The organism is Streptomyces griseus (assembly GCF_900460065.1).
Classification (GTDB): Bacteria; Actinomycetota; Actinomycetes; order Streptomycetales; family Streptomycetaceae; genus Streptomyces; species Streptomyces griseus.
Genome location: NZ_UAVD01000025.1, coordinates 163,243 through 179,557, shown reverse-complemented (window position 1 = coordinate 179,557; position 16,315 = coordinate 163,243). Strand labels below are relative to the sequence as shown.

Below are 16,315 nucleotides of genomic sequence, written 5' to 3'. Positions count from 1 at the left end.
CACATGACTTCCCCGACCGACCTGACTTCCCCGGCCGGCACGGCTTCCCCGGCCGGCCTCCCGCGCGACCCCTACCGGCTCGTCGTCCTCGACATGGCCGGGACCACCGTCGCCGACGGCGGCCTCGTCGAACAGGCCTTCTCCGCGGCGGCCCAACGCCTCGGCGTGCGCCCCGGATCCGACGAACACGCCCGCCGACTCGCCTACGTACGCGCCACCATGGGCGAGTCGAAGATCTCCGTCTTCCGGCATCTGTTCGGCGACGAGGACCGGGCGCAGTACGCCAACGCCGCCTTCGAGGAGGCGTACGGCGAGCTCGTCGACGGCGGTCGCATCGCCCCGCTCCCCGGTGCCAGGGAGGCCGTGGAACGGCTCGCGTCCGAGGGCCGCACCGTCGTCCTGACCACCGGGTTCGCCCGCACCACCCAGGACGCCATCCTCGCCGCCCTCGGCTGGCAGGACCTCGTCCCGCTCACCCTCTGCCCCGCCGACGCGGGCGGCCGGGGCCGGCCCTTCCCGGACATGGTGCTGGCCGCCTTCCTCCGCACCGGGGCCGTGGCCGACGTCCGCCGGACCGTGGTGGCCGGCGACACCTCGTACGACATGCTCAGCGGCGTACGCTCCGGCGCGGGGATCGTCGCCGGGGTCCTCACCGGCGCCCACGACCGGGACCGACTGGCCCGGCACGGCGCGACCCACGTCCTCGGGTCCGTCGCCGAACTGCCCGACCTCATCGCGCGGGCCGAGGCGGCCGAGGCGCCCGGCCCCGTCGCGGGGGCCGAGGCGTGAGCGCCGCCGCCCTCGCCCCCGCCCCCGGCGGAACCGCCGCCCCCAGCGGCATCCGCTTCGAGGGCGTCACCGTCGCCTACGGCGGGAACGTCGTCCTCGACCGGCTCGACCTCACCGTCGAACCCGGCGAGGTGATGGCCCTCCTCGGGCCCTCCGGCTCGGGCAAGACCACCGCCCTGCGCGCCGTCGCCGGGTTCGTCCGGCCCGCCGCCGGACGGGTGTTCCTCGGCGGCCGGGACGTCACCGCCCTGCCCCCGCACCGGCGCGGCATCGGCATGGTCGTCCAGAGCTACGCCCTCTTCCCGCACCTCAGGGTCAAGGACAACGTGGCCTTCGGGCTCAAGGCCCACCGCACCCCGAAGGCCGAGATCCCCGGCCGGGTCACCGAGGCCCTCGAACTCGTCGGCATGGCCGCGTACGCCGACCGGCACCCCCGCGAACTCTCCGGCGGCCAGCAGCAGCGCGTCGCCATCGCCCGCGCCCTCGCCATCCGCCCCGGCGTCCTGCTCCTCGACGAACCGCTCTCCGCCCTCGACGCCCGCCTCCGCTCCGGGATGCTCGCCGAACTGGCCAGACTCCACCGCGAGTTGCCGGACGTCTCGATCCTGTACGTCACCCACGACCAGGTCGAGGCCCTCACCCTCGCCGACCGGATCGCCGTCATGGACCGGGCCCGGCTCCAGGACTGCGGCACCCCCCAGGAGCTCTACCGCCGCCCGCGCACCGAGTTCACCGCCTCGTTCGTCGGCAACGCCAACCTCCTCCCGGTCACGGTCGCCGGTGAGGGAGCCGTCGCGTTCGCCGGCCGCCCCCTCGCCGCCCCCACCGACACCGCCGCACCCGGCGCCACCGCGACCCTCTGCGTCCGGCCGCACCTGGTCGGCCTCGGCGCCGGGCCGAACGCGCTGACCGGCAGCGTCACCGAGGTCCAGTGGCGCGGCTCCACCCACCGCGTCCACGCCGACGTCGACGGGCACCGCCTGATGGCGGACCTCCGCGAACTGCGCGAACCCCCGGCCATCGGCGACCCGGTCACCCTGCACTTCGCCGCCGAGGACGCGGTGCTGCTCCCGGCGGGGACGGCCGGGGCGTCAGGAGCCGCCCCATGAGCGTCTCCGCCACCGCATCGGCCGTCGCCCGCGCCGAGGCCCCCGCCGCCACCCCCTCCCGTACCGCCCACGGACCCGGCTCCGCCCCGGCACGGCCCCGCTCCGTCCCCAGCTGGGTCTGGGCCCTGCCGCCCGTCGCCGTCCTCGCGCTCGCGTTCCTCTATCCGCTGGCCCTCGTCGTCCAGCAGTCCGTCACCCCCGACGAGGGCGGCGTATCGCTCGACCCGTACGCCGACGTCTTCGCCTCCGAGGTCTTCCGCGACGCCCTCACCACCACCGTCTGGCTCGCCGTCGGATCGACCGTGGGCTGCCTGGTGCTCGGCTTCGTCCTGGCGCTGGTCATCGCCTTCGTCCCGTTCCCCGGCGGGAAGGCGGTCGCCCGGTTCGTCGACGTGTTCCTCTCCTTCCCGTCCTTCCTCATCACCCTCGCCCTGCTGTTCGTCTACGGCTCCGTCGGGATGGCCAACGGGCTCTGGACCGACGTCACCGGGGCGGCCGAGGGGCCCTTCCACTTCCTGACCACCCCCTGGGGCGTCCTGCTCGCGGAGATCACCTACTTCACGCCGTTCGTGATGCGCCCGCTGCTCGCCGCGTTCTCCCAGCTCGACACCGGACAGCTGGAAGTGGCCTCCTCCCTCGGCGCGGGGCCCGTCCGGATCATCCGGCGGGTCATCCTGCCCGAGGCGCTCCCGGCCCTCGCGGCGGGCGGCAGCCTCGTCCTGGTGATGTGCCTCAACGAGTTCGGGATCGTCCTGTTCACCGGCGCGAAGGACGTCACGACCCTGCCGATGCTCGTCTACAGCAAGGCGATCCTGGAGTCGGACTACCCGGCCGCCTGCGTCGTCGCCGTCGTCAACATCGCGATCTCCGTGGGCCTCTACGGCCTCTACCGGGTGGTGAGCCGCCGTGCTGGTGCATAGCCGGGCCGGGAAGTGGGCCACCTGGGCCGTCTTCCTCCTCCTCTTCGTCCCGCTGTTCGCGGTCCCGCTGCTCGTCATCCTCGCCGCGTCCCTCGCCACGAACTGGTCCGGGGCCTTCCCCTCCGGACCCACCGTCGAGCGCTACTCCGCGGCGACGAGCGGCGACTCGCTCCAGGCGCTGACCACCAGCCTGGTCACGGCCGTGACCGCGAGCGTGCTGGCGCTCACCCTCGGCGGCTGGGCCGCCCTGGCCGCAGCCGCCCTCCGCCGACGCGGGAAGCGGCTCCTGGACGCCCTGTTCATCCTGCCGGTCGCCGTGCCCTCGGTGGTCGTCGGCCTCGCGGTGCTGGTGGCCTACAGCAAGCCGCCCGTCCTGCTCAACGGGACGCGCTGGATCGTCATCCTCGCCCACACCGTCCTCGTCACCGCGTTCGCGTACCAGTCGGTCTCCGCCGCCGTGCGCCGTCTGGACCCGATGTACGAACAGGCCGCCGCCGGGCTCGGCGCGAGCCCCGCCCGCGTTCTGTGGCGGGTGCGGCTGCCGCTGCTGCTGCCCTCGCTGACCTCGGCCGCCGGGCTCTGCTTCGCCCTGTCCATGGGGGAGCTGAGCGCCACGATGATGCTCTACCCGCCGGACTGGACCCCGCTGCCGGTGCAGATCTTCGCCGCCACCGACCGGGGCTCCCTCTTCACCGGCGCCGCCCTCGCCGTGGTCCTGATGACGACGACGCTCCTCGTCCTGGCCGCCGTCTCCCGCATCCGGACCCGCGCCTCCTACCGCTGATCCCCACCCCGTCCCTCCCCAGGAGAAACCCCATGCGCAACCGCTACCGTGCCCTCGCCCTCCCCCTGGCCGGCGTCGCCGCCGTCACCCTGACCGCCTGCGGCGGCTCCTCCGCCGCGTCCGACGCCAAGTCCGTCACCGTCTACAGCGCCGACGGCCTCAAGGGCGAGAAGGGCGACGGCTGGTACGACAAGGTCTTCGAGGACTTCGAGAAGAAGACCGGCATCGAGGTCAAGTACGTGGAGGGCGGCTCCGGCGAGATGGTGCAGCGCGCCGCCCGCGAGAAGTCCAACACCCAGGCCGACGTGCTCGTCACCCTGCCGCCCTTCATCCAGCAGGCCGACGCCAAGGGCCTCCTCACCGCGTACGAGCCGAAGGGCGCCGACCAGGTGGACGCCGCCGACCGGGCCGCCGACGGGAAGTGGACCTCCGTCGTCAACAACTACTTCGGGTTCGTCCACAACAAGAAGGAGCTGAAGAACCCGCCCAGGACCTGGGAGGACCTGCTCGACCCCGCCTACAAGGAGAAGGTCCAGTACTCCACCCCCGGCGTCGCGGGCGACGGCACCGCCGTCCTCATCAAGGCCCTGCACGACTTCGGCGGCCAGGAGCCGGCCATGGCCTACCTGAAGAAGCTCCAGACCAACAACGTCGGCCCGTCCGCCTCCACCGGCAAGCTCGCCCCCAAGGTCGACAAGGGGGAACTCCTCGCCGCCAACGGGGACGTCCAGATGAACTTCGCCCAGTCCAAGGACATGCCCAACCTCGGCATCTGGTTCCCCGCCAAGGGCGACGGGAAGCCCACCAGCTTCGCCCTGCCGTACGCGGCCGGCCTCGTCGCGAAGGGCCCGCACAGCGAGAACGGCAAGAAGCTCCTCGACTTCATGCTCTCCGAGCAGGCCCAGCGCGACGTCAGCGCGGTCGGCGGCGGATTCGCCGCCCGCAAGGACATCGAGGCCACCGACGCCAACGCCGTCGAACTGGCCCGGCTGATGGAGGGCGTGGAGATCTTCGAGCCCGACTGGGCGGATATCGGCGCCAACCTGGACACGTACATCGACGCCTGGAAGTCGGCCACCGGAAGCTGACCGGTCATCTCCGCGCCACGGATTCCTGCGAAGGTCTGGACCCGGCCCGGTTGTCTCACGAAGGTAACGGGTCTGGTCCATGGGATCCGGTAAACCGGCAGACGCCAACAGCCGCAGCAACCGCAACCGCGATAAACCCAACAGCCCCAGCACAGGCCCGACAGCTTCACCAGCCCCGACCAGCGCAGCAAGCCCAGCAGGCCGTTCACGCCCCGCCCCGTCCGACCCCGCCCCCTCCCTGGAGGATCACGTGTCCCGGTCCCTGTCCCGCCGCTCCGTGCTCGCCACCACCGCCGCCGCGGCCACGGCCGCCGCCGTCGGCCCCCTCGCCACCTCCACCGCCGCCCACGCCGCGCCCGCCCTCCCCGACGGCACCAGCAAGGACAAGGTGCTCGTCGTCGGCATGGACGGGCTGCGCCACGACGTCATCGCCGCCGCCAAGGCCCCGTACCTCACGTCGATGATGGCGAACGGGACGTACGGCACCTCGCTGCTGTACGCCGACCCGATGGCCGCCACCTCCTCCGGCCCCGGCTGGTCGACCGTCTCCACCGGCGTCTGGCCCGACAAGCACGGCGTCAAGGAGAACTCCTTCGCCGGGAAGGACTACGCGAAGTACCCCGGCTTCCTCGCCCGCCTCGCCCAGGTCCGCCCCCAGCTCTCCACCTACGCCGCCGTCGACTGGAAGCCCCTGGACACCCAGGGCACCGTCACCCCGGGCGCCGACGCCAAGCTCGTCCTCGACGGCGACCGCGACGGCTACACCGGCCACGACGCCACCATCGCCGCCGAGACCGAGTCGATCCTCCGGAACCAGAACCCGGACGTCCTCTTCGTCTACTTCGGCCAGACCGACATCGCCGGCCACAACTCCGGAGCCGGCAGCGCCGCCTACCGCGACGCCATCCACGTCCAGGACGGCTACCTCGGCCGCCTCCTCACCGCGATCCGGGCCCGTCCCTCGTACGCCACCGAACGCTGGACCGTCATCGTCACCACCGACCACGGCCACACCGACTCCGGCGGCCACGGCGGCAGCGCGATCGAGGAGCGGCGCACCTTCGTCCTCGCCCAGGGCCCCGGCATCGCGGCCGGCGCACGCCCCGCCGACACCCGGCTCGTGGACGTCGCCGCCACCGTGTTCCGGCAGCTCGGCATCACACCCGATCCGGCCTGGGGCCTGGACGGCAAGCCGATCCAGGAACGCTCCACCGACCCCTTCGAGATCCTCTATCCCGCTCTCGCCGCCCGCGCCGACGAGACCGGCATCCCGGCCGGAGTCCTCGGCTGGACCCACACCGCGCCCAGCGGCTGGTCGGTCGTGAACTCCGCGATGGGCACCGGGGGCGTGGCCGAGTGGCGCGGCTGGTCCTTCGCCACCGACGAGTTCTGGAGCCGCAGCCAGCGCGACCAGTCCCGGGAGCTGAACGTCCGCTCGCGCGGGATCTTCGCGGTCGCCGACTCCGACGAGTGGGACGACAAGGCCTCCTCGGGCCCGTACGACTCCACACTGGTCACCCCGGCGTACGCGGTCGGCGGCAAGTCCACCGTCACGCTCGCCCTCACCACCCTCTACCGGCAGGAGGGCGCCCAGAGCGCCCGCGTCCTCGCCTCCTGGAACGGCGGAACGCCCGTCGAGGTGAAGCGCTACACCTCCGACGTGATCTCCCGGCCCCAGACGCTCACCCTGGACGTGCCGTCCGGAGCCGCCAACGTAAGCTTCCGGTTCCACTACACCGGCAGCAACAACTGGTACTGGGTGATCGACGGGGTCAAGGTCACCGCGAGCTAATTATGCTGGGGGTGCCGGGACGGCGTGGTCCGGGCACCCCCAGCACGCAGTGCGTACGGCAGGAGTCCCGACACATGGCAGAGCGCAAGCCGATCTCATCCTGGCTCACCGACATGGACGGCGTCCTCATCCACGAGGGCACGCCCATCCCCGGTGCCGATGCCTTCATCAAGCGGCTGCGGGATTCCGGGCTGCCCTTCCTCGTCCTCACCAACAACTCCATCTACACCGCGCGCGATCTGCACGCCCGGCTGAAGCGCATGGGCCTGGACGTGCCCGTGGAGAACATCTGGACCTCCGCCCTCGCCACCGCCCAGTTCCTGGACGACCAGCGTCCCGGCGGCACGGCGTACGTCATCGGCGAGGCCGGTCTCACCACCGCCCTGCACGACATCGGGTACGTCCTCACCGACCACGACCCGGACTACGTGGTGCTCGGCGAGACCCGGACGTACAGCTTCGAGGCGCTCACCAAGGCGATCCGGCTGATCAACGCGGGCGCCCGCTTCATCTGCACCAACCCCGACGAGACCGGCCCGTCCGCCGAGGGCCCGCTGCCCGCCACCGGTTCGGTCGCCGCCCTCATCACCAAGGCCACCGGCAAGGACCCGTACTTCGCGGGCAAGCCGAACCCCCTGATGATGCGGACCGGCCTCAACGCCATCGGCGCGCACTCCGAGACCAGCGCCATGATCGGCGACCGGATGGACACCGACGTGCTCGCGGGCCTCGAAGCGGGCATGCAGACCTTCCTGGTGCTGACCGGCCTGACGACCGTCGCCGACGTCGACCGCTACCCGTTCGGTCCCTCGCACGTCGTCGAGTCCATCGCCGACCTCGTCGACCTCATCGACCTGCCGGACCAGGTGGACCAGGGCAAGCAGACGGAGAAGACGGACCGGGCGGACCAGGCGGACCGGTCCGCGTAGTCCCCCCGCAGCCGGGCCCGAACCGCGCGGACCGCGTCCGCGGTCGTCCCGACCGTCGCCCCGGCGTCGCTCGAATGGAGGACTGCGGATGCGGGCCGCCGCCGCAGGCGTGAACCTTCCCGTAGGAGGTTCACGATGCGTTCCATGTCCATCACTTTCTGTGCCGCGGCGGCGGCCGCGCTCATAGCCGTGCCCGTACCCGCCGCTCTGGCGTCCCCGGCCGCCCCGGCCGGCGACGACGACCGGCGCACCGGCACCGTCTCGGTCACCCCGTCCACCATCGCCCCCGGCGGAAAGGTGGAGCTGTGGGTCGACGTCTGCGGCAAGGGCCGCGAGGCGACGGGCAACTCCGACGCCTTCGCCTCGGAGGCCCGCTTCCGGCCCGCCGACGACAACGGACTCTTCGCCGAGGCCCGGATCCGGGACGACGCCGAACCCCGCTCCTACGACGTCTGGGTGACGTGCCGGGACGGGCGCGGCAAGGCGACCGGCACGCTCACCGTCGTCCACCACCACCGCCCCTCGCCCGCCGCACCCGTCAAGGCGGGCGGCGGAGGCGCCGCCACCCTCGCCGAACGGTCGACCGAGGCCGAGGGCCCCGGCACCCGGCACGCGGTGACCGGTCTGGTGCTCGCCGCCGTCGCGGCCGTCGCCGTCGCCCTGCGCACCTCGCGCCGGCGCCGCGGCCCGGCCGGCGGCTGACATGGCAGCCCCGGACCGCCCGGCGGGGAACGGGCGGCTGCTCACCGGAGTGACCTGGGCCGTGCTGCTGCTCGGTCTGTGGATCTGGGGCCGGGACGCCGGCGGCTTCGGCGGCCTGTCGGGGCCCACCACCGGCGACGTCGCCGCGGTCGGCCGTCCCCTCGGGGCGGAGCTGCCCCCGGCCCACGAACCGCTCGACGCGGCGGCCCCCGAACGGGTCGAGGTCCCCTCCGTGGGGATCGAGGCCCCCGTCATCGCGCGCGGCCTCGACCGGGACGGGGCCATCGACCCGCCCCCGTACGGGATGCCGAAGACCGCCGGCTGGTACGGCGACGGTACCGAGCCCGGCGCCAAGGGCGCGGCCCTGTTCGTCGGCCACGTCGACACCGACACCGAACCGGCGGTCTTCTACGGGCTCAGCGCGGTGAAGCCGGGCGCCCGGATCGAGGTCGCCCGGACCGACGGCAGCGTCGCGGAGTTCACCGTGGAGGACGTCCGGCTCGTCACCCGGACACGCTTCGACGCCCAGCAGGCGTACGGGCCCCGCGAGGACGGCCGGGCCGAGCTGCGGCTGATCACCTGCGGCGGAACGTACGACCACAGGACCCGCTCCTACACGGCGAACGTGGTGGTCTCCGCCTACCTCACCGGCGCGCGGGACGCGCGGGAGGCCGGGGACGGCGGGGAGCGCGTACAGGCGGTGGCCCACGGAAGCCGTGGTTGACCGCCGCACCACGGGGAACACGCACACACGAGCTCAACCCGGCCCGGCCGGCCGCCTCTCACGGGGTGTGCCGGCCGGGCCGGTCCTCGACCGCGTGCGCCCGGCCGCGGGAGTCGCCCGGCGCGGTACGGGAGGTCGGTGCGGTGGGAAGCCCGATGCCCGTCACTCTAGGGGCACCCGGCGGACGGATGACCGGCTTTCGAACGGGATGTCCGGAACCGGTGCCCGTGGGCGACCGTTGTACGGGTGGGAGCGTGGGCTCCCGGCCGCTGTGCCAGGATGGCTCGGGCCGGCAGCACATCGGTGAAACCAGTGAGAACAGTGCAGGCAGTGCACCCAAGGGGGAGTGGATGTACGGCAGTTACACCGGCCGGTCCCGGACGCGCGGGCGCGCGGCGGGCCTGCGGACGACCGGCACGGCGGCGGCGCTCGGAGCGGCCCTGCTGCTGGCGGGATGCTCCGGCGACGGGGAGGGCGGCGGGAAGAAGAGCGCGCCGACCGTCGAGCAGCAGCCCAAGGACAAGGATCCCTACTGGGTCAACCCCGACGGCAACGCGGCCCGTCAGGTCGCCGCGTACACCGAGGACGGCGACGAGAAGAACGCCGAGCTGATCCGGCGGATAGCGCGGCAGCCGGTCGGCGAGTGGATCAGCCCGGACAACCCCGAGGCCGAGGTCAAGGGCGTCACCGAGGCGGCGGCCGCCGTCGACCGGGACGCCCTGCTGGTCCTCTACAACATCCCGCACCGCGACTGCGGCCAGTTCTCCAAGGGCGGGGCCTCCGACGGCAACGCCTACCGGGCCTGGCTGGACGGCGTCGCCAAGGGCATCGGGGACCGGAGCGCCACGGTGATCCTGGAGCCCGACGCCCTGCTCCACCTCGTCGACGGCTGCACCCCCCAGGAGTTCCACGAGGAGCGCTACGACCTCCTCAAGGGCGCGATCCAGCGGCTGAAACAGCAGCCCGCCACCAAGGTCTACCTGGACGCGGGAAACGCCGGCTGGCAGTCGCCCGACGCCCTGTACCAGCCCCTCCAGCGGGCCGGGATAGCCGAGGCGGACGGTTTCTCGCTGAACGTCTCCAACTTCCAGACCACGGCCGTCTCCACGGAGTTCGGCAAGAAGCTGTCGGAGAAGATCGGCGGCAAGCCCTTCGTCATCGACACCAGCCGCAACGGCAACGGCCCCTACACGGGCGGCGATCCCGCCGAGAGCTGGTGCAACCCCCCGGGCCGCGCCCTGGGCGAGGTCCCGACCACGCGGACCGGCGACGAGCTGGTCGACGCCTACCTGTGGGTCAAGCGGCCCGGCGAGTCCGACGGCGACTGCAAGGGCGGCCCGAAGGCCGGCGCCTGGTGGCCGGAGTACGCGCTGGGCCTGGCCGGCGCCACGAAGTAGGCGAAGAGGGCGAAGAGGGCCGCGCCCGGGAAGACCTGGTCTCCCCGGGCGCGGCCCTCGCCGTGGGCGTGCGCGACACGTGCCGCTACTCGGGCACCTCCACCCACATGCCCTCCGACGGGGTGCCCTGGTCGTCGGTGACGAACAGCATGTACCAGCCGGCCGGCACCAGCGCCCGGTTCTCCGGCACCGTGACGGTGATCCCGTCGTCCGATTTCTCCATCTCCAGCGCGATGGTGCGCTGGTCGGTGTCGGTGACATGGGTGACCGCCGAGGGCCGCATCAGCTTCGCCGAGGTGATCTTCGAGGCGTGCTGGGTGGTGAACAGGCCCGTACCGCCGCGCTCGATCTGCTTGGGCCCGGCCGTCAGCTCCGGCCGGGAGTCCCGGTAGAGGTAGGGCGGGGTGTAGATCTCGATGCGCTGCTCGAAGACCCCCGGCCGGGTGTTGGCCTTGTCGGAGAAGAGCGAGTCCGAGCCGAAGATCATCACCCGGCCGTCCGGCAGCAGCACCGAACCCGAGTGGTAGTTCCGGCCGACCGCCGGGTCGGCGACCCTCTTGTACGTGTCCGTCTTCGCGTCGTACAGCCGGGCCTGGAGCACGTCCGAGCCGCCGCGCCCCCGGTAGTCGCCGGAGCCGCCGGTGACCAGCAGCGAGTCGTCGGGGAGCAGCGAGGCGCTGGGGTAGCGGGTGCCCTCGGCGAGGGACGCCCCGTCGGTGAACTCCGGCTTCTTCTTCCGGAGGTCGACCAGCCGGGACTTCTCGCTGGCCTTCTCCGACTCGCCGACCCCGCCGCCGCCGATCACCATGAACCTCTCGTCCTGGGCCGGGGGCAGCCGCACGGTCGCGGAGGTCTCCATCTGGTCCGGGTCGCTGAGCCCGGGGATCTTCTTGAACTTGTTCGTCGACAGGTCCCAGACGCCCGGGTCACGGCCCACGTCCGCCGGACCGTACCCGGCGTTGGAGCCGGAGTAGAACAGCTTGCCGTCGTTCAGCAGGAAGACCGCCGGGTAGGTGGGGAACTTCCGGACGATGCCGGTGTACTCCCACTCCTTGGTCTGCGGGTCGTAGACCTCGTCCTTGCCGGGGACGATCTGCCCGATCTCGTCCAGCCCCGACAGCGCGAGGACCTTGCCGTCCTCCAGCGTCGTCAGCGTCGGGTACCAGCGGGCCTCGTTCATCGGGTCGACGGGTATGTACTTCTCCGCGACCGGGTCGAACTCGAAGGCGTCCTTGATCCCCTGGAAGTCCTTCTTGTCCAGGGCCAGCTTCTGCGCGATGCCGTAGACGTTGCGGGTGTCCGAGCCGGACAGGCCCGCCACCCGGTAGTTGTCCTCGGTGCCGGTCTCGTACTTCTTGCCGGTCTTCTGCGCCTCGACGTAGATCCGTCCGAGCCCCGGGTCGTTGCGGAGGAACGCGCCGGTCTGCTTGTCGAAGACCTTCTTGGCCTTCTCGACCAGGACCGGGTCCTTGGAGACGTACGTCTTGCCATTGTCCTTGCCGGTGAACCGGGTGCCCGCGGGGAGCGTGATCGGCTTGTCCGGGTTCTCGTTGTGGACGATCATCAGGCCGCCGGCCTTGGTGACGTCGCCCTGGAGCTTCTCGTAGCGCTTGGTGCCGCCGGCTATGAGGAGCTTGCCGTCGGGCAGTTGGGTGTGCCCGGCGCAGAACATGTCCTTGGGCGTGGGGATGTCCTTGAAGACGTTCGTCTTCGGGTCCCACAGCACCGAGCGGAAGCTCTTGGCGTCGAAGTTCTTCTGGTTGTTCCCGGAGCCCGCGACGAGCAGCACCTTGCCGGTGTGCAGCAGCGCCGCGTGGATCGTGTTGATCCGGTGCTCGGAGGGGACGTCCAGGAAGTCCCAGTGGCCGTTGGCCGCCTTGTACTCGGGCTTGTTGATCGTGTACGCGTGATAGCGCTCGGTGCTGAAGCGGTACAGCCACGGCCCGTTCGCCCCCGCGAGCGCGAGAACCACCGCCGTACTGATCGCCAGGCGGCGGGTACGGCGGCTCGGACGGTACTTCATTTCTTACGTCCCCCAAGGGCGATCCGGGCGATCTGCATGGTCTGGTCGTTGCCCGGCGCACCGGGCAGGGGCTGGGGCCTCGGCTCGGGCGCCGGGCCGCCGCTGCGGTGCGATCCGCCGCCCGCCCGGCGTTTCTTCTTCTCGGCGCGGATCGTGTACCGCCATCCGATGATCGGCGCGGCGGTGATCAGCAGGGCCAGCGTGGCCCAGGTGACCATCGCGGGGTGGCTGTGGCCCAGGAAGAACGAGGCGATCATCGACGCGCCGAACACGGCGATGAAGAACAGGTGGATGCGGAAGGTGCCGAACAGCGTGTCCGGGCTGGACGAGTCGCCCTTGGGGGTCACCACGAACCCGCTCTTGCGGCGCAGCACCGCGTCCATCAGCGAGCGGGCGTAGATCGGCGCGGAGAGCGCCGACATCACCATGCCGGCGAGGCCGCCGGAGCCCTCGGGCTCGTGCGGCGAGACGTTGTGGCGGCGGTTCCAGATGTACAGGCCGATCTGGAGCGCGGAGGCGTTGCCGTACAGCATCATCCAGATCGTCGGGTCGATCTGGACGCCGGAGGCGCCCATGCCGAGGAACAGCGCGCAACTGAGGGCCGCGAGGATCCAGTTCATGGCCGACATCGGGTAGAAGATGATCATCATCGTGTAGTTGAAGAGCTTGCCGGGCGGCATGGTCCCGAAGCCCTTCCAGAACTGCCCGATGATCGTCTCGTAGGTGCCCCGGGACCAGCGCAGCTGCTGGGTGAAGAAGTCCGTCCACGCGGTCGGGCCCTCGCCGACGGCCAGCACGTCCGGGGTGTAGACCGAGCGCCACTTCTTCCCCGTGGCCGGGTTGCGGTGGCGGTGGATCTCGAAGCCGGTGGCCATGTCCTCGGTGATCGAGTCGTACAGGCCGCCGATCTGCTTGAGCGCCGAGATGCGGACCGCGTTGCTGGTGCCGACGAACATGGGCGAGCCGTAGCGGTTGCCCGCGCGCTGGATCAGGGCGTGGAAGAGGAACTGCTGCGACTCGGCGGCCTTGGTGACGAAGGTGTCGTAGTTGCCGTAGACCTGCGGGCCGATGACGAAGCCGACGTCCGGGTCGCGGAAGTAGCCGAGCATCCGCTCCAGGTAGTTCGCCATCGGGATGTGGTCGGTGTCGACCGAGGCGAAGAAGTCGTAGTCGCCGCCGTGCGCGTCCAGCCAGGCGTTGTAGTTGCCGTGCTTGGTCTTGGCGCGGTGCGGGCCCTTGGCCTGGTTCCAGTGCGCCACGCCCTTGCGGGAGAAGTGGTGCACCCCGAGCCGGGCGCAGACCTCCTTGACCGCCGGGTCGTCGCCCTCGTCCAGCAGCCACACGTGCATCAGACCGCGGTGGCGGATCCGCACGGCCGCCTCCAGGGTCTTCGTCACCATCTCCAGCGGTTCCTTGCCGGGGACGAAGGAGGTGAGGAAGGCGACCCTGGTGCCGGACTCCGGGATCACCGGGACCGGGTCGCGGGCGACCAGGGTCGCGTGCGCGTTCGAGAGGACGTTCATCGTGCGGAACAGCTCGATCAGACCGATCGAGACCAGCATGACGACGTCGAGGACCAGCAGGAGGTCGTTGTCCAGGTTCGGATCGCGGTCCGTCCAGTGGCTGGGCTGCATCAGCCAGGCGAAGAGGCCGAGCGAGACGAGGGGAGCCGCGCCGAGCAGGAGCGCCGCGCGCACGCGGTGCGGCTCCTGGGATATGAGCGAGCGGTACTGGACCTTGTACGGCTTGCCCGCGGGGGGCTGCGTCAGCGGTCCGGCGAGCCGGCTGTAGTGCTCGTAGTCGTAGCGCGGCAGCTCCTTCTTGGCCCGCCGCCGCGCCGCGCCGGCCCGCAGCCCGGCGGGTATCCGGAGCTGCGTCGTCCGGGAAGCGTCGTTCTCCTGCCGGTCGCCTGGCGGCGTCGACGTCATGGGTACATCCCCCCGCACGCATGCTGGTGCGTGACTGTTCGGTCTCTTTCTGCGTGCGCGGTGGGCCCCCGTTCTTCACCGGGCACGCACACGGTGGCAGGCCACCGTCCCCACAGACATGGATCGGCGGCCTTCCGGTTGCATGATGCCCCCTCGGCGTCCGCTCGTGAGCGGGACCCCCACCCCGCGGCGCAGACAACCGGAACGTCACGCTCTGCTGCGCCAACTGTACGGATCAGCAGCGCCCTTGGACCCGACGGCCCCCAGACAGATTGTCCGACACCGAACGGGATCGCAAGGGTGAAACGGACTGTTTGCCGGTCATACGCACGATTTGACCACACCTTGTGGAGGGGGTGTGACGAAGTGGAGACCGGCGCTCGCTCCCTCTCCGTCATGGCCGCGTCACCGGCCGGCCACCGCTCGGCGGCCGGCCGGGGACCCGCGTGCGGGGCCGGTGCGTAGCTGTGCGTGTGCGGCCATCGGGTGTCACCTGGTGCCGGACGGGGAATGATCAAAGCCCCCTCACTCAACGTGAGGGGGCTTTGACTGTGCGTGCGCCGTCAGGGACTCGAACCCCGGACCCGCTGATTAAGAGTCAGCTGCTCTAACCAACTGAGCTAACGGCGCCTGCTGACCTGGAGAACTCTACCCGACTCCCAGGGGTGCTCCGAACCATTTACCGGACGCCACGCCCCGTCAGATAGTCGTTTTTTTCCTTTGTTCCGTCAAAATGCGATATGTCGGGAGAGTTGAGACACTGACGCCCGTTGGGGCTGCGCCCAAAGATCTTGACGAATGACGAGTGCGGAGGGGAATCGCATGACTGTGCCGGTCTTCGAGGAGTACGAACCCGCTGTCGACTGCGGATGCGCGGGGTGCGCGGTGCGGCGGCGCTCCGCCGCGCGGGCCCTGCCGGTGCGGCGCGGCGGCCACCCCGCCGCGCACGGAGCGCGCCGCGCCCTGGTGCTGGCCACGGCCGCGGGGGTGGTGCTCTCCTGCGGGGCCGCGGGTGCGGCTGCCGCCGCCGGCCATGTCCCGGGGCCCCCGCGCGCCGACGGAGGAGCCGATCCCGAACCGTCGACCCCGCAGGGGGAGAAGGGGCCGCTGCGGGGCACCGGCGCCTCGGGCCCCCCGTCCGCCGGGTCGGCCGCGCCGAGTACGACCCGGGCCGAGATCATCGACCGGGCCAAGCGGTGGGTGGCCGCGGAGGTCCCGTACAGCATGGAGAAGTACTGGTCGGACGGGTACCGCCAGGACTGCTCGGGCTATGTCTCGATGGCCTGGAACCTCGGCAGCAACGAGTGGACCGGCAGTCTCGCCGCCTACGGGACCCGGATCGCCCGCGCCGACCTCCAGCCCGGCGACATGCTCCTCTTCCACAACCCGGCCGACCCCTCCAAGGGCTCGCACGTCACGATCTTCGGCGGCTGGGCCGACTCCGCGCGCACGCGGTACGTCGCCTACGAGCAGACGCGCCCGCAGACGCGGAAGCAGTCGACGCCCATGGCGTACTGGAACAACTCAGATCGTTACGTGGCGTACCGGTACAAAGGCGTCACGGAGGGATCGCCGGGCTCCGGATCCTCCACCGCCTTCCCCGGGGCGGAGCGGTTCGGCCCCGGCGCCGACAACAAGTACGTCACCGAGCTCGGCCGGATGCTGGTCGAGCGGGGCGGCAAGCGGTTCTACGCGGTCGGCCCCGGGCCCGAGTGGAGCGCGGCCGACCGGCGTGCGACCGAGGCGTTCCAGCGGGCGCAGGGCTGGCAGGGCAAGGAGGCGGACGGTCTCCCGGGCCCGCACACCTGGCGCCTGCTGGCCACCGGCGGCGGACGTGACATTCCGGCCGCCGGGGCGGGCGGCAGCCCGAATACGGCCGTCGCCTTCCCCGGGCGCGGCTATTTCAAGCCGGGTCAGACCAACAGCCATGTCGACCGGCTCGGCAGACAGTTGGTGAAGAAGGGATACGGCAAGCACTACCTGTCGGGCCCCGACCCGCGCTGGACCGAGGCCGACCGCCGCAACGTCGAGGCGTTCCAGCGGGCCCAGGGCTGGCGCGGCGGGGCGGCCGACGGTTACCCGGGGCCGGAGACCTGGCGCCGGCTCTTCGCGTGACGGACGTGACGGAAA

Annotated in this window: 13 protein-coding genes and 1 tRNA gene; 11 read left to right on the top strand and 3 right to left on the bottom strand. The window is 71.6% G+C overall.

Annotation, left to right across the window (positions count from 1 at the left end):
- Nucleotides 1–3 precede the first annotated feature (3 nt).
- The 10 genes from DTB53_RS13020 (at nt 4) to DTB53_RS12975 (ending at nt 10,234) form a co-directional block, all read left to right on the top strand.
- A complete protein-coding gene (locus DTB53_RS13020) occupies nt 4–789 on the top strand; it encodes a phosphonatase-like hydrolase (protein ID WP_012380798.1) in 786 nt (261 codons plus the stop codon).
- Nucleotides 786–1,898 carry an ABC transporter ATP-binding protein gene (locus DTB53_RS13015; protein ID WP_012380799.1) on the top strand — a complete coding sequence of 371 codons (1,113 nt, stop codon included), beginning with the start codon at nt 786–788 and terminating at the stop codon, nt 1,896–1,898. The genes DTB53_RS13020 and DTB53_RS13015 overlap by 4 nt, the downstream gene beginning before the upstream one ends.
- On the top strand, nt 1,895–2,818 hold the full coding sequence (locus tag DTB53_RS13010) for a 2-aminoethylphosphonate ABC transporter permease subunit (RefSeq protein ID WP_012380800.1): 924 nt from the start codon (nt 1,895–1,897) through the stop codon (nt 2,816–2,818). Before DTB53_RS13015 ends, DTB53_RS13010 begins: the two co-directional genes overlap by 4 nt.
- Nucleotides 2,805–3,602 (top strand): ABC transporter permease, encoded by a 798-nt coding sequence (locus tag DTB53_RS13005; RefSeq protein ID WP_042497113.1) that lies wholly within the window; start codon nt 2,805–2,807, stop codon nt 3,600–3,602. The genes DTB53_RS13010 and DTB53_RS13005 overlap by 14 nt, the downstream gene beginning before the upstream one ends.
- 32 nt (nt 3,603–3,634) lie before the next feature.
- The gene (locus DTB53_RS13000) at nt 3,635–4,690 is read left to right on the top strand and encodes a 2-aminoethylphosphonate ABC transporter substrate-binding protein (RefSeq protein ID WP_003968933.1); all 1,056 of its coding nucleotides are present in this window, start codon (nt 3,635–3,637) and stop codon (nt 4,688–4,690) included.
- Nucleotides 4,691–4,940: 250 nt separating this feature from the next.
- Nucleotides 4,941–6,482 carry an alkaline phosphatase family protein gene (locus DTB53_RS12995; RefSeq protein ID WP_012380802.1) on the top strand — a complete coding sequence of 514 codons (1,542 nt, stop codon included), beginning with the start codon at nt 4,941–4,943 and terminating at the stop codon, nt 6,480–6,482.
- A 74-nt stretch (nt 6,483–6,556) separates the two neighbouring features.
- Nucleotides 6,557–7,411 (top strand): HAD-IIA family hydrolase, encoded by an 855-nt coding sequence (locus DTB53_RS12990; protein WP_003968936.1) that lies wholly within the window; start codon nt 6,557–6,559, stop codon nt 7,409–7,411.
- Nucleotides 7,412–7,546: 135 nt separating this feature from the next.
- Nucleotides 7,547–8,113 (top strand): hypothetical protein, encoded by a 567-nt coding sequence (locus tag DTB53_RS12985; RefSeq protein ID WP_003968937.1) that lies wholly within the window; start codon nt 7,547–7,549, stop codon nt 8,111–8,113.
- Between the two features lies 1 nt (nt 8,114).
- On the top strand, nt 8,115–8,837 hold the full coding sequence (locus tag DTB53_RS12980; RefSeq protein ID WP_003968938.1) for a class F sortase: 723 nt from the start codon (nt 8,115–8,117) through the stop codon (nt 8,835–8,837).
- A gap of 350 nt (nt 8,838–9,187) precedes the next feature.
- Nucleotides 9,188–10,234: a glycoside hydrolase family 6 protein gene (locus tag DTB53_RS12975; protein WP_003968940.1), complete on the top strand. Its 1,047-nt coding sequence runs from the start codon at nt 9,188–9,190 to the stop codon at nt 10,232–10,234.
- Nucleotides 10,235–10,319: 85 nt separating this feature from the next.
- On the opposite strand, the gene glxA is transcribed toward DTB53_RS12975, so the two are convergent.
- The 3 genes from glxA to DTB53_RS12960 form a co-directional block, all read right to left on the bottom strand.
- Nucleotides 10,320–12,257, bottom strand: coding sequence for a radical copper oxidase GlxA (gene glxA, locus DTB53_RS12970; RefSeq protein ID WP_012380803.1), 1,938 nt, complete (start codon nt 12,255–12,257; stop codon nt 10,320–10,322).
- A complete protein-coding gene (locus tag DTB53_RS12965) occupies nt 12,254–14,185 on the bottom strand; it encodes a glycosyltransferase family 2 protein (RefSeq protein WP_003968943.1) in 1,932 nt (643 codons plus the stop codon). The genes glxA and DTB53_RS12965 overlap by 4 nt, the downstream gene beginning before the upstream one ends.
- A gap of 556 nt (nt 14,186–14,741) precedes the next feature.
- Nucleotides 14,742–14,815, bottom strand: a tRNA-Lys gene (locus DTB53_RS12960).
- Nucleotides 14,816–15,007: 192 nt separating this feature from the next.
- Between DTB53_RS12960 and DTB53_RS12955 the strand changes: the two genes are divergently transcribed.
- Nucleotides 15,008–16,300, top strand: a complete 1,293-nt coding sequence (locus DTB53_RS12955; protein ID WP_012380804.1) for a peptidoglycan-binding protein — start codon at nt 15,008–15,010, stop codon at nt 16,298–16,300.
- Nucleotides 16,301–16,315 lie beyond the last annotated feature (15 nt).